The following is a 23,924-nucleotide window of genomic DNA, read 5'->3' as shown; positions in this document are numbered from 1 at the left end:
GCCAGCGGCTGCTGGCATGGTCGTGAGAGGCCGGTGAAAAGCCGTTACCGACGGGTACCAAAAGTGCCCGACGGGCAATACGCTCGCACGCATGACGGACTCGCAGGCCCTCACGGCACCCCTCGGCACCAACCCCTTGGCCTCCGCGCCGGCCGGCGCGCGCACCGCGGCCGACGTGGTCACTCCCGAAGTGGTCGCCCAGCTGACCCGGGGCGTGGTCGGCTCGGGACGGACCGCGAGCCACGCGCCGTTCACCGGCGAGAAGCTGGCCGACCTCCCCGAGTCCACCCCCGAGGACGTCGCCCTGGCCTTCGAGCGGGCCCGCACCGCCCAGCCCGCCTGGGGCGGCCTGCCCGTCAAGCAGCGCGCCGCCGTGCTGCTGCGCTTCCACGACCTCGTCCTCCAGCGCCAGGCCGAGATCCTCGACCTGATCCAGCTGGAGACCGGCAAGGCCCGGCTGCACGCCCACGAGGAGATCCAGGCCGTCGCGATGGCCGCCCGGCACTACGGCCGCCAGGCCCCCTCGTACCTGAAGCCCAAGCGGCACACGGGCGCCGTCCCCGTGCTCACCAAGGTCACCGAGCAGCGCCAGCCGCGCGGCGTCGTCGGCCAGATCTCGCCGTGGAACTACCCCTTCGAACTGTCCGTCGGCGACTGCCTGCCCGCCCTGGTCGCGGGCAACGCCCTGGTGATGAAGCCCGACACCGAGACCGCGCTGTCCGCCCTGTGGGGCCGGGACCTGCTGGTCGAGGCGGGCCTGCCGCCGGAGGTCTTCCAGGTCGTCCTCGGCGAGGGCCCCGTCGTCGGCCCCGCCGTCGTCCAGCACGCCGACTACGTCTCCTTCACCGGCTCCACCCGCACCGGCCGCGAGATCGCCCGGAGCGCGGGCGCGCGTCTGGTCGGCGTCTCCCTCGAACTCGGCGGCAAGAACGCCATGCTGGTCCTTGAGGACGCCGACGTCGAGAAGGCCGCCGCCGGAGCCGTCCGCGCCTGCTTCGCCTCCGCCGGACAGCTCTGCATCTCCATCGAGCGGCTGTACGTCCACGAGTCGATAGCCGACGACTTCGTGCAGCGCTTCGTCGCCCGGACGAAGGCCATGCGCCTGGGCAACTCCCTGGCGTACGGCGCGGACCTGGGCTCCCTGGTCGGCCCCCGCCAGCTGGAGACCGTCACCCGGCACGTCGACGAGGCCGTCAACAAGGGCGCGACCGTCCTCGCCGGGGGCACCGCCCGCCCCGACGTCGGCCCGTACTTCTACGAGCCGACCATCCTGGAGGGCGTCGAGACCCCGATGGCGGTCTGCGGCGAGGAGACCTTCGGCCCGGTCGTCTCGATCTACCGGTTCCGCGACGAGGACGAGGCCGTGGCGGAGGCCAACGGGACGTCGTACGGCCTGAATTCGAGCGTCTGGACCAAGAACGCCAAGCGCGGCCACGCCGTCGCCTCCCGTCTGCGCACCGGCACCGTCAACATCAACGAGGGCTACGGTCCCGCGTACGCCAGCGTCCGCGCCCCCATGGGCGGCATGAAGGAGTCCGGGCTGAGCCGACGGCACGGCTCCGAGGGCATCCTGAAGTACACCGAGGCGCAGACCGTCGCCCACCAGCGGCTGATCCCGCTCGCGCCGTCCTTCGGGATGGACGACGAGAAGTACGCGGCGTTCATGACCACCAGCCTCAAGGCGATGAAGGCACTGCGCCTGCGCTGACGCCTCGGGCGGGTCGGGCAGGTCAGGCGCGTCGGGCGGGTCGGGCCACGCCCCGGCCCGCCCCGATCTGCCTCTCTCTATTCACTTTTCAAGGAACGAAAAGAACGAGGTGTGCACGTGTCCGAGGAGAGCTCTGCCCACAACCAGGATGCGGACGGGGAGTTCGACTACGACGTGATCGTCGTCGGCTCCGGCTTCGGCGGGGCCGTCTCCGCGCTCCGGCTCACGGAGAAGGGGTACCGCGTCGGCGTCCTGGAGGCCGGGCGCCGCTTCACCCGCGGTACCCTGCCCAGGAACTCCTGGGACCTGAAGAACTACCTGTGGGCTCCCGCGCTGGGCCTCTTCGGCATCCAGCGGGTGCACCTGTTGGGAAACGTCATGGTCCTGGCAGGTGCGGGCGTCGGCGGCGGTTCGCTGAACTACGCCAACACCCTCTACGTACCTCCCGCTCCCTTCTTCGAGGACCAGCAGTGGGCGGGCATCACCGACTGGCAGGACGAACTCGCTCCGTACTACGACCAGGCCAAGCGGATGCTGGGCGTGCGCATCAACCCGACCATGACCCCGTCCGACGTCCACCTGAAAGCGACCGCCGAGGCGATGGGTGTGGGCGACACCTTCCATCTGGCCCCGGTGGGCGTCTTCTACGGCGACGGGCGGGACGCCGATGCCACCTCAACGTCCAAGCCGGGCGCGGAAGTTCCCGACCCCTACTTCGGAGGCAAAGGCCCAGCTCGCAAGGGGTGCACCGAGTGCGGCGAGTGCATGACCGGCTGCCGCCACGGCGCCAAGAACACCCTCAACGAGAACTACCTCCACCTCGCCGAACAGGCCGGGGCCGTCATCCACCCCATGACCTCCGTCCTCGGCCTCGCCGACCACCCCGACGGCGGCTACCGCGTCGCCACCGCCCCCACCGACGCCCGCCGCAAGGGCACCCGGAAGATCTTCCGGGCCCGCCGCGTCGTCGTCGCCGCCGGGACGTACGGCACCCAGACCCTCCTGCACACGATGAAGGACGGCGGCCACCTGCCCCGCCTCTCCGCGAAGCTCGGCGAGCTGACCCGCACCAACTCCGAGGCCCTGGTGGGCTCCCAGACCACCGACCGCCGCTACCGCAAGGCGCACGGCGCGCAGCTCGCCACCTCCGCCGGTTCGAAGAAGGTCGACTTCACGCGCGGCGTCGCCATCACGTCCTCGATCCACCCGGACGCCGACACCCACATCGAGCCGGTCCGCTACGGCAGGGGCTCCAACGCCATGGGCGCGATGTCGATCCTCCAGGTGCCGTACGCGGAGAAGTTCCCGCGCGCGCTGGGCTGGGCCGTCAACGTCCTGCGGCACCCGACCCTCGCGGCCCGCTCCCTCTCCAACCACCGCTGGTCGGAGAAGACCATCATCGGCCTCGTCATGCAGTCCCTCGACAACTCCCTGACGACGTACCGCAAACCGGGCGGCATCGGAAAGGGCCTCCTCACCGCCCGACAGGGCCACGGCGCGCCCAACCCCAAGCAGATCCCCGAGGCGACCCGCGCCGCCACCCTCCTCGCCCGGGAGATCAACGGCTTCGCCGGAAGCAACATCGGCGAGCTCATGGGCACCCCGCTCACCGCGCACTTCCTGGGCGGCTGCCCGATCGGCGCGAGCGCGGACGAGGGCGTCATCGACCCGTACCACCGCCTCTACGGCCACCCCGGCATCTCGGTCGTCGACGGTTCCGCGGTCTCCGCCAACCTCGGTGTGAACCCCTCCCTCACCATCACCGCACAAGCGGAACGCGCCATGTCGCTGTGGCCCAACAAGGGCGAGGCGGACCCGCGTCCGGCCCAGGGTGAGGCGTACGTACGTCTCCCGGCGGTCGAGCCGAAGCACCCCGCCGTGCCCGAGAAGGCGTTCGGCGCGCTCCGGCTGCCGTTCCTGGAGGTTCCCGCGGTGCCGCCGAAGCGGCAGTAGCGGTCCCGGGCACGCGAAAGGGGGGCTGCATCCCCCTCCGAATGCAGCCCCCCTTCCCAGCGTTGTTACGCCTGCGCCTTCTTACGGCGTACGACGAACATCGCGCCCGCACCCAGCGCCACGGCCGCGCCGCCCGCCAGGGCGAACATCGGCAGCTGCGACGAGGAGCCGGTCTCGGCGAGGTTGCCGGTGAGCTGCGGCAGCGCCGTGGTCGGCTTGGACGGCTTCTTCGAGGGCAGCGGGGTCTTGCCGCCCTCCTGGGGCTTGGTGCCGCCGGTGTCCGTACCGGGCTTCACGATCTGGAAGCGGTACGAGTTGTCGGCGAGGCCGAGGCACTCTTCGGCCTCGTTGAAGTACATGCTGCCGCCGAAGGTGAAGCCGGAGCCCGCCGGAGCGCCCTGCTTGACGCTGAGACGCAGCTTGACCTTGACCTCGGCGCCGTCCTCGAAGACGTCCGTCTCGCCGACGTAACCGGCGCTCAGGTCCTCGATGGTGACGGCCTCCCAGCTCTTGGCGTCCTCGTTGTACGCCTGGAGCTGGATCTGCTTGTTGGTGAAGGGCTCCTCGGCCGTCGCGTCCTTGGCGACAGCGGCGAGGAACGCGACGTTCGTGAGGTCGCGGCCCGACGTGTTGACGAAGCTCAGGTCGAAGGTGTGCCAGCCGCTGCCCGCGACGATCTTGCCGGGTACGCCGCTCAGCCGGATGTCGACCTTGACGTCCTTGCAGAGGATGTCCTCGTCGAAGTCCTCGTCGATCTCCTCCTCGCCCTTGGCGGGGACCGAGGGGGAGGGCGTGACGGTGGCGCCGGGCTTGCCGGGCTTCCCGTCCTTGTCGCCGTCCTTCTGGTTGTCGGGCTTGGTCTCGTCCTTCTTGTCCGGGACCTTGCCGTCCGGCTTCTCGCCCGGCTTGGTCTCGTCCTTCTTGTCGGCGACCGCGTCGCCCGGCTTCTCGTCCTTCTTCTCGCCGGACGGGGCGGTGTCGTCCGCCTTCGTGCCGTCCTTGGACGGGTCGGGGGAGGCCGTGGCGGCGGGGGTGGAGCCCGGGGCCGGGGTGTCCGCGAAGGCGGCAGTCGCCGACAGCAGCGAAACGGGGGCTATGACGGCCGTGGCGGCCGCGAGGGCCAGGGAACGGCGCAGTTTCATGGGACCTCAGAAAGTCTGGCGTGCCCACTGGGGGACGTGGCACGAGATGTGAGGGGCCAACGGTGCTGGAGATGCACCAATGTCCACCGATACGCAAGGGAGACCCATGATCGACAGGAAGGGTTGTACGCGTACACGCAAAACTCTCACGTGATCTGCGCCACTGCGTGCCGCTGTATGCCGCTGGTGAACGTCACTGGATGCCGCCGGGCGGGACGCGGAAGGAGCAAACCCTGCCGACCGGCTCCGGGCGTCCCCGGAGCCGACCGCCTGGGGCGACCTTGTGGCTGTCCCCTGCCGTCCGGTCGCACACGCTGGGGCGAGGTCCCACGACGTACCGCCGAAGCCCGTACGTCACACGCCCCAACCGGGGCCACGCGTGGCACCGGGACCAACGAAGCCGCCGTCGCCCCGGTCACGCGCCGTACGAGTGACCGCAGGAACGCACGCGCCCCCCTGCGCGCCCGCAACCGTGCGCCCGGAACCTCAGACGCGGCCCCGGCACAGTTCGAGCAGCGTCATGGCGAGCGTCGTGCCGGGCTTGCCGAGGGCGTCCCTGTAGTGGCCCAGGACCTCCATCTCGCGCGACAGGTTCACCCGGCGCCCGCCCGACGTCATACGCGCCTCCTGGATGACGGCGGAAACGGCCATCCGCTCCTGGACGAGCCCGATGATCCGGTCGTCCAGGGCGTCGATGCGCTCGCGCGCACCCGTGATGAGGGCGGCCGCGTCCTCGGTGCGGGCCCCGGTGATCTCGGTCGTGGTGAGGGCGTTGCTCATGTCCGTACTCCTGGGGTGAAGGAGGCACCCGCCACGGCCACCAGGTCCGGAAACGACAGAGCGCTCCGAGCCTGTCGGCCCGGGGCGCCTGGGAAGTCGCTTGTCAGTTGCTACAAGCAGCACGACCGTGGCAACCGGACGGGCCGGGTGCCATAGGTAAAGACGGAGGTCGTGTACGAGCGCATGGGGAGCATTATGGACCCGTCCGCGCACCCCGGCCAACGCGGGCCCGGATGATGAGACGTCCGTCCCAGGGCCCGGCGGCTGTACGGCCGTCCAACAGGGGCCCTCGTCCCGCCCCGGTAGAATCGACACTCCCGACCCCCCTTCACCGCCGGAAGGCCGCCCGTGCCCGCAGCGCCCCCCGCCGCCCCCGACGTCGTACTCGTCGTCGACTTCGGCGCGCAGTACGCCCAGCTCATCGCCCGCCGTGTCCGCGAGGCCCGGATCTACAGCGAGATCGTCCCGAGCACCATGCCGGTGTCGGAGATGCTCGCGAAGAACCCGAAGGCGATCATCCTCTCCGGCGGTCCGTCCTCGGTGTACGCCGAGGGCGCCCCGTCCATCGACCGTGCGCTCTTCGAGGCGGGCGTGCCCGTCTTCGGCATGTGCTACGGCTTCCAGATCATGGCCACCACGCTCGGCGGCACCGTCGACGACAACGGCGCCCGTGAGTACGGCCGTACGCCGCTGAAGGTCACCCGGTCCGGCTCCACGCTCTTCGAGGGCACCCCGGACGAGCAGTCGGTGTGGATGTCGCACGGCGACGCCTGCTCCGCCGCCCCCGAGGGCTTCACGGTCACCGCGTCCACGGACGTCGTGCCGGTCGCCGCCTTCGAGAACGACGAGAAGAAGCTCTACGGCGTCCAGTACCACCCCGAGGTGCTGCACTCCACGCACGGCCAGCAGGTCCTGGAGCACTTCCTGTACCGGGGCGCGGGCATCGAGCCCACCTGGACGACCGGCAACGTCATCGAGGAGCAGGTCGCCCTCATCCGCGAGCAGGTCGGCGACAAGCGCGCCATCTGCGGCCTGTCCGGCGGCGTGGACTCCGCCGTCGCCGCCGCCCTCGTGCAGAAGGCCATCGGCGACCAGCTGACCTGCGTGTACGTCGACCACGGTCTGATGCGCAAGGGCGAGACCGAGCAGGTCGAGAAGGACTTCGTCGCCGCGACGGGCGCGCGTCTGGTCGTCGTCGACGCCGAGAAGCGCTTCCTGGACGCGCTGGCGGGCGTCTCCGACCCGGAGACCAAGCGGAAGATCATCGGCCGCGAGTTCATCCGCGTCTTCGAGCAGGCCCAGCTGGAGATCCTCCAGGAGGAGGGTCCCGCGGTCGCTTTCCTGGTCCAGGGCACCCTGTACCCGGACGTCGTCGAGTCCGGCGGCGGCACCGGCACCGCGAACATCAAGTCGCACCACAACGTGGGCGGTCTCCCCGACGACATCGAGTTCGAGCTCGTCGAGCCGCTGCGCCAGCTGTTCAAGGACGAGGTCCGGATGGTCGGCCAGGAGCTGGGTCTCCCGGAGGAGATCGTCCAGCGCCAGCCGTTCCCCGGCCCCGGCCTCGGCATCCGCATCGTCGGTGACGTGACCAAGGAGCGCCTGGACCTGCTGCGCGAGGCCGACGCCATCGCCCGCGAGGAGCTCTCGGCGGCCGGTCTCGACCGCGAGATCTGGCAGTGCCCGGTCGTGCTGCTCGCCGACGTGCGCTCGGTGGGCGTGCAGGGCGACGGCCGCACCTACGGCCACCCGATCGTGCTGCGCCCCGTGTCCTCCGAGGACGCCATGACGGCGGACTGGACGCGCATGCCGTACGACGTGCTCGCCAAGATCTCGACGCGGATCACCAACGAGGTGGCGGACGTCAACCGGGTCGTGCTCGACGTCACGAGCAAGCCGCCGGGCACCATCGAGTGGGAGTAGATCCCACCCGGTAGTCGCACCGGTAGTCGTACCCGTAGTCGCACCGATGCCGCTGTCACCTTCTTCGAGGTGACAGCGGCATCGCTGTGTCCGCACCCCTGGTCTCCGCCCGTACCACGCGGTAGCTTCCGCCCCATGACCGCCGAGATACCCGCGCCCCCGCCCGTCCCCCTCGACCAGCTCGACTTCTCGATGCCGCCCGTGCACAACGACCCGGCGGACGAACGGCGCTACCGCAAGGAGCGGCTGGCGGGCGCGCTGCGGATCTTCGCTGCGTACGGGTACGAGGAGGGCGTGTCCGGGCACATCACCGCCCGGGACCCCGAGTACGCCGACTGCTACTGGGTGAACCCCTTCGGGCTCGCCTTCGCCGACGTCACGGTCAGCGACCTGCTGCTGGTCAACGGGGAAGGCCAGGTCGTCCAGGGGCGACGGCACGTCAACCAGGCCGCCTTCACGGTGCACGCGCAGGTGCACAAGGCGCGCCCCGACGTGGTCGCCGTCGCGCACACCCACTCGGTGCACGGGCGCGCCTTCTCCGCGCTCGGTGAGCTGCTCGATCCCATCACCCAGGAGTCCTGCGCCTTCTACGAGTCGCACGCCCTGTACGACGCGTACACGGGTGTCGCGGTGGACCCCACGGAAGGGCGCTGGATCGCCGGTGCGCTCGGCAGCCACAAGGCGGTGATCCTGCGCAACCACGGGCTGCTGACGGTCGGCGACTCGGTGGACGCGGCGGCCTGGTGGTTCCACACGCTGGAACGCTCCTGCCAGGTGCAGCTGGCCGCGAAGGCGGCCGGGAAGCCGGTGCTGATCGGCCACCAGGAGGCCGTCGAGACCCGCGACCAGATCGGCGGGGACCTCGTCGGGTGGATCAACCACCAGTCGATGTGGCGGCGGATCAGCAGGGCGGAGCCGGAGCTGCTGACCTGACGGGCCAGGGCCCGGGGCCAGGGGCCAGGGGCTCGGGTACGTTCATCCGATGATCGGGACGAAGGCGGCGCTCCGGGTGGCCGTCGCGACGGTGGCGTGCGGCGCGGTGACGGTGCTCGTCGGCCTCGGCGCGCTCCTGCACTGGTGGGGCGACCCGGGCTTCGTGCGCGCGGCCAACCGTGCGCCCGTCTGCGGTCCCGACACGGGCTCCCTGCACATGAACGGCGCCTGCCTGACCACCGATCCGTACCGGGTCGTCGGCGTGGAGCGGGGCGGTGGGCCCGGTGGCTCCGGCACATGGCTCCACCTGAAGCCGGTCAGTGACTTCCACGACTCCTGCGCGGACTGCGACAACACCACGCGGGGCCGCTTCGCGGGGAGCGGCCCGGTCACCGCGAAGGTGCGCGAAGGCGACACCGTGAACGCCACCAGCCTGGGCTTCGTCGGCATCCTGGAGATCGAGCGCGACGGCGTCACGCAGAAGTCCCTGGACAACCCCCTGGGCGCCGCCGACGTCCTCCTCGCCCGCGCGCTGATGGTCCTCACCGCCGGTGGCGTCCTGCTGGCCTCCGGCGGCCGGGCCCTGCGCTCCGCAGGCCCCCTCCGCGTCAACCCCCTGCCGGGGCCGTCACCCCGCCCGACCTGAACCACTGGGCGCCCCGGCCCCTCCGTACGGCACAATTCCCTTTCAACACATGCACGTTCACATGTTGATAGTGAGTTGTACGGGGAAAGGGCGGCGTCTGTCGTGGCGGTGCAAGAGGCGAGGCAGAGCACGCACGGCGGGGGTTGTGTCTGCGGGGGCTGCCCGAGCGGCGCCCGGGAGGGCCACCGGCGGGCCGTGGCCGCCTTCCTGGCGAAGCGCGACGGGCTGGCGGCGGGGGAGGGCCTCCCGTCCGCCGTGGCGCACTCCACGGGCGCGTCCCGGCAGTGGGTGTCCGACGAGCTGACCCAGTCCGCCCGCGAGGTCGCCGACCGCTCCCGGGAGGCCGGAGAGGTGTGGCTGCGGCACCTGTGGCGCGCAACGCTGCTCGTGCTGTGGGGCGGCGTAGTGGTCCTCGCCCTGGTGCAGGCGTTCACCGCGATCGGTGCGGGCTGGACCGTCGCCCGTACGGCAGGACTGGTCGCGGCGCTCGTCACCGCCGCACTGCTGACGGCCTCGGCCCGGGTGCACCGCTCGCGCGGCGGGCTGCTCGCCCCGCTGATCGGCGAGGACAACCGGCTCTCCACCTCGCGCACCGTCGCCGCCTGCTGGGTGCTGCTGACCGTCTTCGCGGTGCTCGTGCTGGCGGTCGAGCTGGCCGGGGCCTCGAACCCCGCCGACCGGGACGCGCTCATCGGCGGGCTCGAACTCGCGCGCGGCGCGGGGGCGCTGACCGTCCTCGCACTGACCTGCGCCGTCGCCGTGGTCCTGCGGAAGGTGGTGGGCGCCCGGGTGCTGAAGCAGACCCTTCAGAAGGTGCGGGCCGACCGACCGCGCGCCGCCGACCTGCTCACCGACGACTCGGGGCGGGGGAACTTCGGCGACATCCAGTTCGTTCTCGTGTCGAGTGTGGCTGTCGTCTTCGCCGCCGTACGCCTCGCCAGGCGGCCGGAGCAGCTGCCGGACCTGCCGTGGGGGCTCGCCCTCCTCGTGGTGGTGTCCGCGGCCACGTACGTCGCCGGGAAGTTCGCCGAGGGCGGGCGTCCGGTGGTGCTGTCCGTCGTCCGCGCCCGGGAGGCGGGAGACCTCGACGGTCCGATCCGCACCGGGGACGACATCGAGATCCGGGGCGCGGGCTTCGTGCCGCCCGGGGCGCACACCCCCGACCGGCTGGCCCGCATGGTGGTGCGCATCGGCACCGTGCACGTGCACGTCCCCCTGGTGCCCGTGCCCGGCGGCTTCGCCAACCCCACCGACAGCGTGCTGACCGTCCCGGTGCCCGTCGAGGTGGAGCCCGGCGAGGTCGACGTCCAGGTGGTCACGGCGGCGGGCGTGGAGACCAACAGCTGCCGCATCGACGTCACCGACTGACCCCGGCCCCTCCCCGGCCCACCCGCTGAGCCCCCGCCGCCCGTCGAACGTAGGGTCAGGAGACGGACGGTGGGGCGCGAGGAAGGCAGGACCAGGGTCATGGCATACGGGTACGGGACGAACGGCACGCGAGCGTACGGAACGAACGAACCACGGGGCTGGAAGCACACCGCGAGCCGCTACGCGCTGCTCCCGCTGCGCCTCTTCCTCGGCGTCACCTTCGTCTACGCCGGGCTCGACAAGCTCACCGACAGCGCCTTTCTGACCTCGGGCGAAGGCCCCGGCACTATCGGCTCCCTGATGAACCAGTGGCGCGACACCGCCGCGCTGCCCTGGCTCGTCGACCTGGGACTGAACGCCCCCGTCGGCTTCGGCTACGCCATCGCGATCGGGGAACTCCTCGTCGGCATCGGCACCCTGCTCGGTCTGTTCACCCGGGTCGCCGCCGTCGGCGGGGCACTGCTCTCGCTCACGCTGTGGCTCACCGTCAGCTGGTCGGTCACCCCGTACTACTACGGCAACGACCTGCCCTACCTGATGGCGTGGCTGCCGCTGGTGCTCGCCGGAGCGTCTCCTTCTGTGAACGGAGGGGCCTCCGTGGACGCGATGCGCGCCCTGCGGCGGCGGCGCATGCTGTAGCTCACCGCACCGGTGACCGCCGCCACGAAGAGACCGCCGAGGACCAGCGGGACCAGTGCCCACCAGGGGGTGTCCCAGTCGCCGTTCGCGTCGGCCGCGAACACCGCCACGGCACCCAGGAACGTGAGGCCCAGGACGGCCCGTCCGGGCTGGAAGTCATGACGCAGCACGTTCCACCGCCACCTGTCCGAGGCCGACTTCGAGCCGCAGGTCGATCGTGCCCGCGGGTTTCGTACCGGGCGGCGGGGCCAGGGTGTGGACCTGCCGCTGATCGGTACGGACGGAGTGCTCGTCCGGGTTGTCGCCGGGCAGATCGATGGTGCCCAGCCCCACTTCCATGTCGACCCGCACCGTCGCGTCCTTCGGTACGACGACGCGCAGCGCGCCCGCCCCGACCTCGACCCTGGTGGACACCGTGGTGCCCTGCGCCACCGCCACCTCGCTGAGGTCCAGTCGGCCCTGGCCGGCGCCGAGCTCGTAGAACGGCTGCACCTGCCGGGACGTCAGCGGACGCCAGTCGGTGGTGGCCCATTCGGTGGGGATGTTCTTGGGGATCGTCGCGGCGACGGTCAGCAGCCCGGCCGTGACCAGCCCCAGGAAGATCGTTCCGGCGCCGACCCGGCCGAGGAACGACGCCAGCACCAGACCGACGCCGAACACCGCCAGCGCACACGCCAGACCGACCGCCAGGCTGGTGCCCAGCGGGCTGCCCTGCCAGGTCGCCGAGGTACCCGCCGCACCGGCCAGCATCGCCGCCACGAAGGTCAGCCCGCCGAAGGACCGGGGCCGCGTGTCGACGGGCCGCAGGCCGCGCCGCGCCGGGGAGCCGTCCACGGGCTCGTCGGCGGGACCCCACAGATACCCGTGCGGTACGGGCCCCGTCGTGCCGTCCTTGACGATCGGATCGCGCCACCAGGACGGCGCACCGGGGATCGGCGGCGCCTTCGTCTCCGGGGGCGCCGTCACGTCCTGGACCTGGGTCGCCCCCGGCTCCTCCAGGGCGGAGGCCCTGCGCTGCCGGGACCACACCACGCTCGCCCCGACGACCAGGAGCAGCATCACGGAGAAGCCGAAGACGCCGCCGTTGTGCCGCAGCGCCAGGAACATCCCGCAGCCCACCAGGGCCAGCAGCACCGCGATCAGCGCCGGACCGTCGACCCGTCCGGTCAGCAGCCGCTTCCCCTCGTTCTCGTCGTCGCCCTCCAGCGGAACCAGGAGCCAGGCGAAGCCGTACGCGATGAGCCCGATGCCCCCGGTCACGGAGGTCACCGCGAGCACCACCCGGAAGATCACCGGGTCGACGTCGAAGTACTCGCCGAGCCCGCCGCAGACGCCGCCGACCGTGCGGTGGCGGCGACTGCGGTGCAGCGACCGGTGGGGCGTGCTCTCCCCGGCCGGGGGAGCGGCGGCCGATGGCGCCCCGCTCCCGGCGGCAGGCGCCGCGTCGTGGACTTCTGTCATACGACCCATGGTGACGGCCGCCCACGGCGCACGGCACCTGGGGCGACCCTGGCTGATCCCTGATTTCCACACACCCACGGCCTCCGGGAACCGGGGGTTTTCCCCCATGTGCCCGGCCCCGCACGCGTGTGACCATCGAGGCATGTCGTCCACCGCCCCGAGCCGCCGAGCGGCCCGCACCCCCGCCACCGAGCAGGACCCGGCGGGATCGCCGCCGCGCAAGCTCTACCGCAGCGCGGACGGCCGGATGCTCGGCGGTGTGGCCCGGGGGCTCGCGGGCCACCTGGGGCTGCCCGTCGTCTGGGTGCGGATCGCGTTCTTCGCGCTGTTCCTGATGCAGGGACTCGGCGCGCTCCTCTACGCGGTGTTCTGGTTCTTCGTGCCGCTGGGCTTCGGCGGGGTGGGCGCGGAGCCGCGCGGCGTCTTCGAGACGCTCCCCGACGGGCGGCGCAGGCTGCGGATGCCCGACAAGGGGCAGATCGTCGCGCTGATCGCCCTGTGCGTCGGCGCGGCCATCTTCATCGGCAACGTCGACACGGCGGGCAACGAGCGCTACGTGTGGCCGCTCCTGCTCACCGGCGCGGGTGTCGTCCTGGTCTGGCGGCAGGCCGACAACGCCCGCCGCGCCCACTGGACCGAGGGCGGCAGCCGCCGCCGCACCCTCCAGGTGCTGCGCGGCATCGCGGGCGTCGCCCTGGTCGCCGTCGGCCTCACCGTCTTCATCGTCGTACGGGGCTCGGCCGCGCAGCTCGGCAACGTACTGACGGCGGCCCTCGCCGTGATCGCCGGGATCGGGCTGCTGGCAGGGCCGTATCTCGTCCGCATGACGCAGGACCTCTCCGAGGAGCGGCTGATGCGCATCCGGGCGCAGGAGCGTGCCGAGGTCGCCGCCCACGTCCACGACTCCGTACTGCACACCCTCACCCTGATCCAGCGCAACGCCGACGACGGCTCCGAGGTGCGCCGCCTGGCCCGGGCGCAGGAGCGCGAGCTGCGCAACTGGCTGTACAAGCCGGAGGGCACCGGCAAGGACGAGGGCGAGGAGCCGAGCACCCTCGCGGAGGCCGTGAAGCGCTCCGCCGCCGAGGTCGAGGACAAGCACGGGGTGCCTCTTGAGGTGGTCGTCGTCGGCGACTGCCCCCTGGACGACAAGCTGACCGCACAGATGCAGGCCGCGCGCGAGGCAATGGTGAACGCCGCCAAGTACGGTGGCGAGGGCGGGGCGGTGCAGGTCTTCGCGGAGGTCGAGGGCCGCACGGTCTTCGTCTCCGTGCGGGACCGGGGGCCGGGATTCGACCTCGACGCCATTCCGGACGACCGGATGGGCGTACGAGAATCGATCATCGGCCGGATGGAACGCCACGGCGGAACGGCGGTCCTGCGTTCCGCGCCCGACGGGGGCACGGCGGTGGAGCTTGAGATGGAGAGGGCGGCGGACGCATGACCGAGCAGCAGAACACCACGGAGAACGCGCCGGAACGGTACGTCAGGGTGGTCCTGGTGGACGACCACCGGATGTTCAGGACCGGCGTGCAGGCCGAGATCGGGCAGACCGCGACGACGGGCGTGGAGGTCGTCGGTGAGGCCGCCGACGTCGACCAGGCGGTCACCGTCATCACCGCCACCCGCCCCGAGGTGGTCCTCCTGGACGTGCACCTGCCGGGCGGCGGCGGGGTCGAGGTGCTGCGCCGCTGCGCGCCTCTGATGGGGGACGCGGAGCGGCCGGTACGGTTCCTGGCGCTGTCGGTGTCCGATGCCGCCGAGGACGTCATCGGGGTCATCCGGGGCGGTGCGCGCGGGTACGTCACCAAGACGATCACCGGCGCGGACCTGATCAACTCGGTGTTCCGGGTGCAGGACGGCGACGCGGTGTTCTCGCCGCGGCTGGCCGGGTTCGTGCTCGACGCGTTCGCGTCGACGGACGCGCCGCCGGTCGACGAGGACATGGACCGGCTCACCCAGCGCGAGCGCGAGGTGCTGCGGCTGATCGCGCGCGGCTACGCGTACAAGGAGATCGCCAAGCAGCTGTTCATCTCCGTCAAGACGGTCGAGTCGCACGTCTCGGCGGTGCTGCGCAAGCTCCAGCTGTCCAACCGGCACGAGCTGACGCGGTGGGCGACGGCGCGGCGGCTCGTCTGACGTCGGAGACTCGTCCGGCGTCGGGGGTTCGTCCGGCGTCGGCGGCTCGTCCGGCGTCGGAGGCCGACGGCGTCGGGGGTGCGGATGTGAGTCGTACGACAAGGGAGTGAAGCCGGGCAACCTCCGCCCGGAAAGTCCCCTCTACTCCCCACGTGATGAGTCTGACCGGGACCCCCTTCTTCGCGACCGCGATATGCCTCCTCGTGGTCGCCTTCGTCCTGCCGCTGGCGCTGTGGAGCCGGGTGCGGGGGCCGGCCGCCGTGCGGGGCTTCGTACGGCTGCTGATGCTGGTGTTCGCCCAGGTCACCGCCATCACCGTGGTCTTCGTGGCGGTCAACAACGCCAACGGCCTGTACGACACCTGGGAGGACCTCCTCGGCACGTCCGACCACGCGGGGACGGCCGCCGACCTGGGCCCCGACGGCACCGGCGGCCGGAAGCTCTCCGAACAGCCCAGGCAGGTCGCGGCCTTCCGGCCGGTGGACGACGCCAGGATGGGCGAGGGCGTCAAGGTCACCGACCTCAAGGGGCGCATCTCGGGCGTCGAGGGCGAGGTGTACGTGTGGCTGCCGCCGCAGTACGACGACCCGGCGTACAAGGGCAAGAAGTTCCCCGTGGTGCAGCTGCTGCCGGGCTACCCGGGCTCGGCGAAGGCGTGGTTCGGCGCTCTTCAGGTGAACAAGCAGCTGAAGCCGCTGATGCTCCAGGGCAAGGTGAAGCCGTTCATCCTGGTGTCGCCGCGTACCACTCTGCTGGGCGACCAGACGGACACCGGCTGCGCGAACACCCCCGGCAAGGTCAACGCGGACACCTGGCTGAGCGTCGACGTCCGCACGATGGTCACCGACACCTTCCGCGCCTCGCCGAAGGCAGCGGACTGGGCGGTCGGCGGGTACTCGGCGGGCGCGCACTGCGCGGCCAAGCTCGCGATCGCCCACCCCGACCGCTACCGCGCGGGCGTCAGCCTCTCCGGCTTCAACGACCCGAACGGCGAACCTGCCGCCCTCACCGCCCGCACCCCCGAACTGCGGCGTGCCAACAACCCGTACTTCATGCTCAAGGAGGCCAACCAGGCCGGGAAGCCGCCGCGCACCGCGCTCTTCGTGTCGGGTGCGGCGGGCGACGGCTACGAGGCGGCGAGCGCCCTGAAGGGCGAGGCGAAGGCGCCGACGACCGTACGGACGGTGAAGACGGCCGGACCGCACGGCACCAGCGTGTGGAAGCAGCAGGTGCCGGAGGTCTTCCGGTGGCTGTCGGAGCAGGTCGGGAAGGAGGCCGTCCGTCAGTAGCCGCGCGTACGGCCTTGGCCCAGGCCGTGGCCTCGGCCCCGGCCGCCGCGCAGGCGGCCGAACAGCGACCTGGCCTGCGCGCGCCTGCGCGGGTTCGCGGCCTCGCGGCGGCCACGGGCGATGGTGCGGCGGCCCTGCGGGCTGCGGGCGTAACTCTTGAGCTTGTTGATGATGCCGGGCATGGGGTTCCTCCGGTCGTCCACTGTGCCGTGGAGGTCACGGCCCTGCACGGCGTGTACCCCTGCCCGGTCCGCTGATGCGGCGGCTCACGCCGGACGGGTCGCCCCCGTCAGCGGCATCTGGTCGATCGGCGCGATCCGCACCGGAGCGCCGGGGCGCGGGGCGTGGATCATCCTGCCGTCGCCGATGTACAGGCCGACGTGCGTGATCCCGGAGTAGAAGAACAACAGATCTCCCGGCGCGAGCTGGGAACGCGAGATGCGCTCTCCCGCGTTGATCTGGGTGTACGTGGTGCGCGGCAGCGACACCCCGGCGGACCGCCAGGCGGCCTGGGTCAGGCCCGAGCAGTCGAAGGAGGAGGGGCCCGTGGCACCCCAGACATAGGGCTTTCCGAGCGCGGAGTAGGCGAAGGAGACGGCCTGCGCGGCGCGGGCGTTGGGCGCGCGGACACCGCCGCGCGGCAGGTCCCTGGCTCCGGCCGAGGCCCGGTCGGCGCGCTCCCCGTCGCTCCCGTGCCCGTCCTGGGCGGCGTAGCGTGCCCGGTCGTCCCCGGTGAGGCGGGCGAGCAGCTCCTCGGCCTCGGAGATGTTCCGCTGGATCTTCTCCTTCTGCTTCTTCAGCTCCTCCCGGTCCTGGGCGAGCTGGGTGAAGCGGTGGTCGGCGGCGCCGCGCAGTCGGGCGATCCGGGCGAGCTGCCGCTGTGCGCCCTGCACCTTGACGGCCTGCCGTTCCCCGGCCCGCCCCGCGACGGCGGCCCGCTCCAGGTACTGGTCGGGGTTCGAGGTGAGCGCGACCTGGAGCGCCGGTTCGAGGCCGCCGGTGCGGTACTGCGCGGCGGCCATCGAGCCGAGCGACTTGCGCTCGGCGTTCAGCTGCTCGGTCCGGCGGGCCGCCTCGTCGCGGAGCTGCTCCAGCGACTTCTTGGTCCGTGCGGACTTCTCCCGCACGCCGTTGTAGGTCTCGGTGGCGACCTCGGCGTCGTGGTAGAGCTTGTCGACCTTCGACTTGATCTGGGCCGGGGTGAGCGTCGGCTCCGCCTGCGCGGTGCCCTCCAGTGCGGTGGTGCCTGCCGCTCCCGCGAGGGCGAGGGTGACGGCGGTGGTGCGGGCGGTACTGCCGCTGAGTGAGCGCTGCTTGGGCTTCCGGTGCGCTGCCACGAGGGCGTTCACGTCCTTCCACGGGTACGGCCGGTGGGATGGGGAGTCGGCCGTCTGAGGAGGGACGCTAAACCTGGCCGTCACGGGTCAGCCTTCGAACGACCGCTAATGCCCGGAAGTGCTCATGGATTGGTCGATGGTGATCACGACACCTCAGGCGGAATCACTGCTTCCGTTCCCCCTGTGACCGATGGGACGGAATGGCCCGCCCTGCCGCCTGACGCGTGCTAACGCATGGCTAGGCTCCGCCCCATGGACGTACTCCTCAATGTCTTCGTCGGTCTGCACATCATCGGCATCGCCTCCCTCCTCGGCGGCTTCCTCACCCAGATGAAGGCGATGAGCGCGGGCACCGCCCGCTTCGTTCCCGCGATGCTGCACGGCGCGCTGACCATGCTGATCACCGGTGTCGCCCTGGTCGGCATCCACCAGGCCCAGGACCACGGCGTCAACAACCTCAAGATCGGCATCAAGCTGGCGATCCTCGTGGTGATCCTGGGCCTCGTCTACGTCAAGCGCGACGACGAGAAGGTGGAGAAGGCGCTGTTCGGCGCGGTCGGCGGACTGACGGTCGTCAACATCTTCATCGCCGTCCTGTGGACATGAGCCCCTCCGCGGCGAGGGGCCGGATCGACGTGCGGGCTCAGACCGGTCGCACGCTGCCGTAGATCGGCATGTAGTAGATCGACTCCTCGCGCACCTTCGCGTTCGGCTTCGGCGCGTGGATCATCATCCCGTCGCCCCGGTAGATGCCGACGTGGCTGATGTCGTCGTAGAAAAACACCAGGTCACCGGGTTTGAGGTCCTTCGTCGCGACCCGGGTGCCGATCTTGACCTGGTCCCAGGTGGTGCGCGGCAGGTCCACCCCGGCGGCCTTCCAGGCGGCCTGGGTGAGACCGGAGCAGTCGTACGAGGACGGGCCGGTCGCTCCCCAGACGTACGGCTTGCCGATCTGCGCACGGGCGAAGGCGAGCACCTTCGCGGCTTTGGTGGAGTACGAGCTTCCGGAGCCCGTTCCCGAGCCGCTTCCGGAGCCGGAGCCGCTTCCGGAGCCGGAGCCGCTTCCGGAGCCGGAGTCGGAGCCTGATCCAGAGCCCTCTCCGGGCTTCTCCTTCTCCCGCTCCTTCTCCTTGGCGGCCTCCCGCGCCTGCTCCCGGGCCAGCTCGTCCGCCTTGCGCTTGGCCTCCGCCTCCCGCTCGCGCTCCAGCTCCGCCAGCCGCGCCTTCTCCTGCTCGGTCAGCCGCGACAGCAGCCCGCGCGCCTGCCCCAGCTTGTCCTGCACGTTCTGTTTGGACGTCCGGAGCGTGGCTTGCGCCGTGGTCAGCCGCTCCAGGCTGCGCGTCGCCTCACCCCGCTTCTTGGCGGCGGCCTCCTGCTGGGTGCTGTAGTCGCCGATGAGCTTCTGCTGCCGTTCGGTGGCCCGTGCCATCAGCCGCCGCGACTCGAAGTACGACTGCGGGTCGTCCGCGAGGAGCAGTGCGGCGGTGGACCCCACCGATCCGCTGCGGTACTGCGAGGCGGCGAGGGAGCCGAGCGTGCGCCGGGCCTGGTTGAGCTTGTCGGTGCGCTTGGCGACGTCGTCGAGGAGCGCGTCGACCCTGCCCTTCTGCTTGCGGGTGGCTTCCTTGGCCGCGTTGTACTCCTGGGTCGCCGCCCCGGCCTGCCGGTACAGCGCGTCCACCTTCTGCTGCACCTCCTCGACGGAGGGCTTCGGCGCGGCGGGGGCCGCCTGCGCGGACTGGGTGACGATGCCGACGGTCATCAGAGCGGCGGTCGTGACGCCGACGCCGGGTGTGGAGGTGCGTATCAACGACGTGGTGCGGGTGCGTGGCTTGCGATGCGATGCCAAAGCAGGCATTCCTTCCGTGGGCCGCCTACCGGGTTAGCTGTCGGGTTCGGGCAGGAGACAAGGAAGGCGCGCCCTACGGCCCGCGTGCGTGGGGGGTACGGGCCGATTCACCCCGGTGGTACGAGTGGGTCCCCGGTTCCGAACCGCCTTGCGGGCGGCGCGGATTCGGCGTGCGGCGACCGTTCCGGCGCGGTTCGCCGAGGGGGGTACGGGCCGCTCGCGCAGCACCGTAACGAATGGCTGTGACGGGTGGGAAGCCTGATGTTCGATATGCCCGATACGTTTTCGTGACCTTCGCGGGGGTGTGAGGAAGTCGTCACAGACGGTGGCGTCCGGCCCGCCCCGGCCCCGTACCACCGGCCCGCCGCGACCCCGTGCGACCGCCGTTGTGGCGGAATCCGGGCCGGGCTGTCAGTGGGGCCGCCTAGACTCGGTAGGCGATGAGCAGCCTCTTTGACGACAGCTTCCTGGCCGACCTCCAGAACAAGGACGAATCGGCCCCGCCGCCCCCGGAGGACACCGAAGAAGGTGCCCCTCCGGAGGAGGTTCCGCACGACCTCTTCGCGGGCGCCTTCGACGGTCCGCCGCCGCCCCGGGACGCGTACTACCGGGACGGCGCCCCCCGCCCGGTCACCGACCCGGCGGCGCTCCTCGACGGGCTGAACGAGAACCAGCGCGCCGCCGTCGTGCACGCCGGTTCGCCGCTGCTCATCGTGGCCGGAGCCGGTTCGGGCAAGACCCGCGTGCTCACCCACCGCATCGCGCACCTGCTCTCCGCGCGCGGTGTGCACCCCGGTCAGATCCTCGCGATCACCTTCACCAACAAGGCCGCGGCCGAGATGAAGGAGCGCGTCGAGGCGCTGGTCGGTCCGCGCGCCAACATGATGTGGGTGTCGACCTTCCACAGCGCGTGCGTGCGCATCCTGCGCCGCGAGTCCAAGAAGCTCGGCTTCACGTCGTCGTTCTCGATCTACGACGCCGCCGACTCCAAGCGCCTGATGGCCCTGGTCTGCCGCGACCTGGACCTCGACCCCAAGCGTTTCCCGCCGAAGTCCTTCAGCGCCAAGGTCTCCAACCTCAAGAACGAGCTGATAGACGAGGAGACCTTCGCCGGGCAGGCCGCCGACGGCTTCGAGAAGACCCTCGCCCAGGCGTACGCGATGTACCAGTCCCGCCTCCGCGAGGCGAACGCGCTGGACTTCGACGACATCATCATGACCACGGTGCACCTGCTCCAGGCGTTCCCGGACGTCGCCGAGCACTACCGGATGCGCTTCCGGCACGTCATGGTCGACGAGTACCAGGACACCAACCACGCCCAGTACACGCTGGTCCGCGAGCTGGTCGGCCCGTCCGGTCCGGCCGCCGCCCCCGGTGAGCTGTGCGTGGTCGGTGACGCCGACCAGTCGATCTACGCCTTCCGCGGCGCGACGATCCGCAACATCCTCCAGTTCGAGGAGGACTACCCGGACGCGGTCACGATTCTCCTGGAGCAGAACTACCGCTCCACCCAGACGATCCTCACCGCCGCCAACGCCGTCATCGAGCGCAACGAGAACCGCCGCGCGAAGAACCTCTGGACCGACGCGGGCGCGGGCTCACTGATCACCGGGTACGTCGCGGACACCGAGCACGACGAGGCCCAGTTCATCGCCGAGGAGATCGACCGCCTCACCGACGCGGGCGACGCCAAGGCCGGAGACGTCGCCGTCTTCTACCGTACGAACGCCCAGTCCCGCGTCTTCGAAGAGATCTTCATCCGGGTCGGCCTGCCCTACAAGGTCGTCGGCGGCGTCCGCTTCTACGAGCGCAAGGAGGTCCGGGACATCCTGGCCTACCTGCGCGTCCTCTCCAACCCCGAGGACACCGTCCCGCTGCGCCGCATCCTCAACGTGCCCAAGCGGGGCATCGGCGACCGCGCCGAAGCCATGATCGACGCGCTGTCGCTGCGCGAGCGGATCAGCTTCCCGCAGGCCCTGCGCCGCGTCGACGAGGCGTACGGCATGGCCGCCCGGTCCTCCAACGCCGTCAAGCGGTTCAACACGCTGATGGAGGAGCTCCGTACGATCGTCGAGTCCGGAGCGGGACCGGCCACCGTCCTCGAAGCGGTGATGGAGCGGACGGGATACCTCGCCGAGCTCCAGGCGTCCACCGACCCGCAGGACGAGACCCGCATCGAGAACCTCCAGGAACTCGCCGCCGTCGCCCTGGAGTTCGAGCAGGAGCGGGGCGACGAGGACACCCCCGGCACCCTGTCGGACTTCCTGGAGAAGGTCGCGCTGGTCGCCGACTCCGACCAGATCCCCGACGAGGACGAGGACGGCTCGGGCGTCATCACGCTGATGACCCTGCACACGGCCAAGGGCCTTGAATTCCCGGTCGTCTTCCTGACCGGCATGGAGGACGGCGTCTTCCCGCACATGCGTTCGCTGGGCAACACCAAGGAGCTGGAGGAGGAGCGCCGCCTCGCGTACGTCGGCATCACCCGCGCCCGCGAACGCCTCTACCTCACCCGCTCCACCCTGCGCAGCGCCTGGGGTCAGCCCTCGTACAACCCGGCCTCCCGCTTCCTGGAGGAGATTCCGGACACCCACCTGGAGTGGAAGCGCACCGGCGCGCAGATCCCGGCGGGTCCGGTCTCCGGGTCGAAGGCGGGAGGGGTGGCCGCCTCGCTGTCCTCCTCCCTCTCCAACTCCCGCTCCCGCAAGGGCCCTTCGGGCTTCGCCACGGGCCGGGCGACGGACAAGCCGGTGATCAACCTCGCCGTCGGCGACCGGGTCACGCACGACCAGTTCGGCCTGGGCACGGTGATGACGGTGACCGGAGCCGGTGCGGACGCGCAGGCCACCATCGACTTCGGCGACGAGCGCCCGAAGAAGCTGCTGCTGCGGTACGCGCCGGTCGAGAAGCTGTAGTTCGTCGTACGGGTGAGGGGCCGCACCGGGTCTTCCGGTGCGGCCCCTCACCCGTACAGCGGGAATCCTTTTACGGCTTACGGCTTACGGCTCACGTCGGGTCGAGGTCGTGGCTGCGGAGCCAGGCCAGCGGGTCGATGGCGGAGCCGCCGCTCGGGCGGACCTCGAAGTGCAGGTGCGCGCCCGTGGAGTTGCCGGAGGTGCCCGCGTAACCGATGACGTCGCCCGCCTTCACCGAGCCGGAGCGCATCTTGGTGCGGGAGAGGTGGCAGTACCAGGTCTCGACGCCGTTCGGCGAGACGACCTTCATCATGTTTCCGTACGCCGAGTTGAACTGGTAGCTGACCGTGCCGTCGGTCGCCGCCATCACCGGCGTGCCCATGTCGACGGGGAAGTCGATGCCGGTGTGCACGGCCGCCCAGTTGACGCCTGCCTGGCCGTAGTACGCGCTGAGTCCGTGCTGGCTGACGGGCAGGGCGTACTTGGGGCGGGCCGCCTCCTTGCGCGCGGCCTCCTCGGCCTTGCGCTTCTTCTCGGCGTCCTGGCGTTCCTTGAGGTCGATGCGCTCCTGCGTACGACTGGCGCGGTCGCCGAAGTCGCGGGCGTCGGTGCTCAGGGCGGCGAGCTGGGTGTCGAGCTTGTTGTTCACGGCGACGGGCTTCACGGTCGCCGGGTCGGCGGCGGCCATGGTCGTCGGCTTCTTCGTCTCGTCGGCACCGGCGACGCCGCTGACGGAGGCGGCGGCGATTCCTGCGACGCCCATGACACAGGCGGAGGGGACGGCGATGGTGAAGAGGGCGGAGCGCTTGGCGGGGGTGCGGCGGCGGCCGCGGTTCGCGGGGACCCGGCGGGCGGCGCGGGGGCCGACCGCCGCGGGTTCCGGCTCCGGGCCGGGGCCCGAGGAACCGGCCGGGTCGGACGCGTCGGACGCGTCGTGGGGGTCGTGCGCGGTGTGCGCGTCGTGCGCGTTCCGGGCACTTGGGGTGACGATCGGGAACTCCGTGGTGTGGACGTCCGTTGCACCGGTGAGGGCTTCGGGGGTGTCCGGTACGCCGTCCCCGGGCTGGTCGGCGCCGGTGTTCCAGGCGGTGGCGTCGAACGCGCCGGTCTCCAGGCTGGGATCGTACGGCTGCCACTGGTGGCCGGACGAGGAGTCGGCCCCGTACGCGTACTGCGTGGCGTCGAACTGGCCCGTCTCGAACTGGCCCGTCTCGAACTGCCCTGTCTCGAAAGAGGACTGAGGCGCGGAGTGGACCTGGTTCGCCTCGTTCCACGCGGTGGCGTCCCACTGGCCGGTGGCCATGGCGTCGGCCTGGTAACTCTGCGTGTCGTACGGAGCCGGTCCGCCCTGCGCGGGAATGTCCGCGAGGTGGGTCCAGGTGCCGGTGGTGCCGTAGTCCTGTTGCGGGGCGTGTGCGCCGTACGCGTCGTACCCGGCGGTGAGGTTCTGGTGCGAGCCGGTGTCCCACTGGGTGGTGTCGTACTGGCCACTGTGGTCGCCGGTGCCGGGCAGTCCGCCGAAGAGCGGGTCGGTACTGAAACTGCCGGTGGGGTACGTGTCGTACCCGGCGTGGGGTTGCTGGTCGTTCACCAACGTCTCTCTCGCCTCGGCAGCAGGACCTGTTTCCCGGGGGCCCGTGAGCACCCAGAGTGAAAGCAGTGGCGCGACTGTACCCGGCGGTATGCGGCGGCGACAATCTCCGGCAGGTTTTGAGCAATCAGGAAACGGGCATTCGGCCGCCTTTTGGTGGACGGCGGGCAGGGGTTTGGCGCTGCGTTCGGCGATTGTTCGAGGAATGCAAGGCCCTGATCACGGCACATTCACCGAGCGAACACAGCCTC

19 protein-coding genes and 1 riboswitch are annotated in these 23,924 nt (G+C 71.1%); of the genes, 12 read left to right on the top strand and 7 right to left on the bottom strand.

The genetic code is table 11. From position 1 onward, the window contains the following. Positions 1 to 91 precede the first annotated feature (91 nt). Both OG897_RS25260 and OG897_RS25255 read left to right on the top strand, forming a co-directional pair. On the top strand, positions 92 to 1,708 hold the full coding sequence (locus OG897_RS25260) for a succinic semialdehyde dehydrogenase (RefSeq protein ID WP_266659601.1): 1,617 nt from the start codon (positions 92 to 94) through the stop codon (positions 1,706 to 1,708). 117 nt (positions 1,709 to 1,825) lie between these two features. Continuing rightward, the gene (locus OG897_RS25255; protein ID WP_266659599.1) at positions 1,826 to 3,661 is read left to right on the top strand and encodes a GMC oxidoreductase; all 1,836 of its coding nucleotides are present in this window, start codon (positions 1,826 to 1,828) and stop codon (positions 3,659 to 3,661) included. Between the two features lie 65 nt (positions 3,662 to 3,726). On the opposite strand, the gene OG897_RS25250 is transcribed toward OG897_RS25255, so the two are convergent. Beyond that, positions 3,727 to 4,803, bottom strand: a complete 1,077-nt coding sequence (locus OG897_RS25250; RefSeq protein ID WP_266659597.1) for an LAETG motif-containing sortase-dependent surface protein — start codon at positions 4,801 to 4,803, stop codon at positions 3,727 to 3,729. 486 nt (positions 4,804 to 5,289) lie between these two features. Beyond that, positions 5,290 to 5,583 (bottom strand): chorismate mutase, encoded by a 294-nt coding sequence (locus tag OG897_RS25245; protein WP_266659595.1) that lies wholly within the window; start codon positions 5,581 to 5,583, stop codon positions 5,290 to 5,292. Positions 5,584 to 5,931: 348 nt separating this feature from the next. Here OG897_RS25245 and guaA point away from each other — a divergent pair, with 348 nt between their 5' ends. The 5 genes from guaA to OG897_RS25220 all read left to right on the top strand — a co-directional run bounded on the left by guaA (position 5,932) and on the right by OG897_RS25220 (position 11,092). Beyond that, positions 5,932 to 7,506, top strand: a complete 1,575-nt coding sequence (guaA, locus tag OG897_RS25240; protein ID WP_266659593.1) for a glutamine-hydrolyzing GMP synthase — start codon at positions 5,932 to 5,934, stop codon at positions 7,504 to 7,506. A 135-nt stretch (positions 7,507 to 7,641) separates the two neighbouring features. Next, on the top strand, positions 7,642 to 8,439 hold the full coding sequence (locus OG897_RS25235; protein WP_266659591.1) for a class II aldolase/adducin family protein: 798 nt from the start codon (positions 7,642 to 7,644) through the stop codon (positions 8,437 to 8,439). Positions 8,440 to 8,488: 49 nt separating this feature from the next. After that, a complete protein-coding gene (locus OG897_RS25230) occupies positions 8,489 to 9,085 on the top strand; it encodes a hypothetical protein (protein ID WP_266659589.1) in 597 nt (198 codons plus the stop codon). 102 nt (positions 9,086 to 9,187) lie between these two features. Continuing rightward, positions 9,188 to 10,453 (top strand): hypothetical protein, encoded by a 1,266-nt coding sequence (locus OG897_RS25225; protein WP_266659587.1) that lies wholly within the window; start codon positions 9,188 to 9,190, stop codon positions 10,451 to 10,453. A 99-nt stretch (positions 10,454 to 10,552) separates the two neighbouring features. After that, the gene (locus tag OG897_RS25220) at positions 10,553 to 11,092 is read left to right on the top strand and encodes a DoxX family protein (protein WP_266659585.1); all 540 of its coding nucleotides are present in this window, start codon (positions 10,553 to 10,555) and stop codon (positions 11,090 to 11,092) included. 156 nt (positions 11,093 to 11,248) lie between these two features. On the opposite strand, the gene OG897_RS25215 is transcribed toward OG897_RS25220, so the two are convergent. Beyond that, positions 11,249 to 12,553 carry a PspC domain-containing protein gene (locus tag OG897_RS25215; RefSeq protein WP_266659583.1) on the bottom strand — a complete coding sequence of 435 codons (1,305 nt, stop codon included), beginning with the start codon at positions 12,551 to 12,553 and terminating at the stop codon, positions 11,249 to 11,251. Between the two features lie 142 nt (positions 12,554 to 12,695). Here OG897_RS25215 and OG897_RS25210 point away from each other — a divergent pair, with 142 nt between their 5' ends. The 3 genes from OG897_RS25210 (at position 12,696) to OG897_RS25200 (ending at position 15,981) form a co-directional block, all read left to right on the top strand. After that, positions 12,696 to 13,997, top strand: coding sequence for an ATP-binding protein (locus OG897_RS25210; protein ID WP_266659581.1), 1,302 nt, complete (start codon positions 12,696 to 12,698; stop codon positions 13,995 to 13,997). Further along, positions 13,994 to 14,692 carry a response regulator transcription factor gene (locus OG897_RS25205; protein ID WP_266659579.1) on the top strand — a complete coding sequence of 233 codons (699 nt, stop codon included), beginning with the start codon at positions 13,994 to 13,996 and terminating at the stop codon, positions 14,690 to 14,692. Before OG897_RS25210 ends, OG897_RS25205 begins: the two co-directional genes overlap by 4 nt. Before the next feature lie 155 nt (positions 14,693 to 14,847). Beyond that, a complete protein-coding gene (locus tag OG897_RS25200) occupies positions 14,848 to 15,981 on the top strand; it encodes an esterase family protein (protein ID WP_266659577.1) in 1,134 nt (377 codons plus the stop codon). Here OG897_RS25200 and OG897_RS25195 read toward each other — a convergent pair. Further along, positions 15,975 to 16,163 (bottom strand): hypothetical protein, encoded by a 189-nt coding sequence (locus OG897_RS25195; RefSeq protein ID WP_266659576.1) that lies wholly within the window; start codon positions 16,161 to 16,163, stop codon positions 15,975 to 15,977. The genes OG897_RS25200 and OG897_RS25195 overlap by 7 nt on opposite strands. 84 nt (positions 16,164 to 16,247) lie before the next feature. Next, positions 16,248 to 17,318: a C40 family peptidase gene (locus OG897_RS25190; protein ID WP_266659575.1), complete on the bottom strand. Its 1,071-nt coding sequence runs from the start codon at positions 17,316 to 17,318 to the stop codon at positions 16,248 to 16,250. Positions 17,319 to 17,570: 252 nt separating this feature from the next. Here OG897_RS25190 and OG897_RS25185 point away from each other — a divergent pair, with 252 nt between their 5' ends. Continuing rightward, positions 17,571 to 17,924 (top strand): hypothetical protein, encoded by a 354-nt coding sequence (locus OG897_RS25185; RefSeq protein ID WP_266659574.1) that lies wholly within the window; start codon positions 17,571 to 17,573, stop codon positions 17,922 to 17,924. 37 nt (positions 17,925 to 17,961) lie between these two features. Here OG897_RS25185 and OG897_RS25180 read toward each other — a convergent pair whose 3' ends face one another. Beyond that, positions 17,962 to 19,176, bottom strand: coding sequence for a C40 family peptidase (locus tag OG897_RS25180; RefSeq protein ID WP_266659573.1), 1,215 nt, complete (start codon positions 19,174 to 19,176; stop codon positions 17,962 to 17,964). Then, positions 19,174 to 19,348: riboswitch (cyclic di-AMP (ydaO/yuaA leader) on the bottom strand. It overlaps the preceding gene by 3 nt. Before the next feature lie 259 nt (positions 19,349 to 19,607). Between OG897_RS25180 and pcrA the strand changes: the two genes are divergently transcribed. Then, complete coding sequence (pcrA, locus tag OG897_RS25175; protein ID WP_266659571.1) at positions 19,608 to 22,082, top strand: DNA helicase PcrA; 2,475 nt, start codon at positions 19,608 to 19,610, stop codon at positions 22,080 to 22,082. Positions 22,083 to 22,173: 91 nt separating this feature from the next. Here pcrA and OG897_RS25170 read toward each other — a convergent pair whose 3' ends face one another. Further along, positions 22,174 to 23,673 (bottom strand): M23 family metallopeptidase, encoded by a 1,500-nt coding sequence (locus OG897_RS25170; protein WP_266659569.1) that lies wholly within the window; start codon positions 23,671 to 23,673, stop codon positions 22,174 to 22,176. Positions 23,674 to 23,924 lie beyond the last annotated feature (251 nt).

This window comes from Streptomyces sp. NBC_00237 (genome assembly GCF_026342435.1).
In the GTDB taxonomy this organism is placed as follows: Bacteria; Actinomycetota; Actinomycetes; order Streptomycetales; family Streptomycetaceae; genus Streptomyces.
The sequence above is the reverse complement of the archived record's forward strand: the minus strand, read 5'-3'. Positions and strand labels throughout refer to the sequence as shown.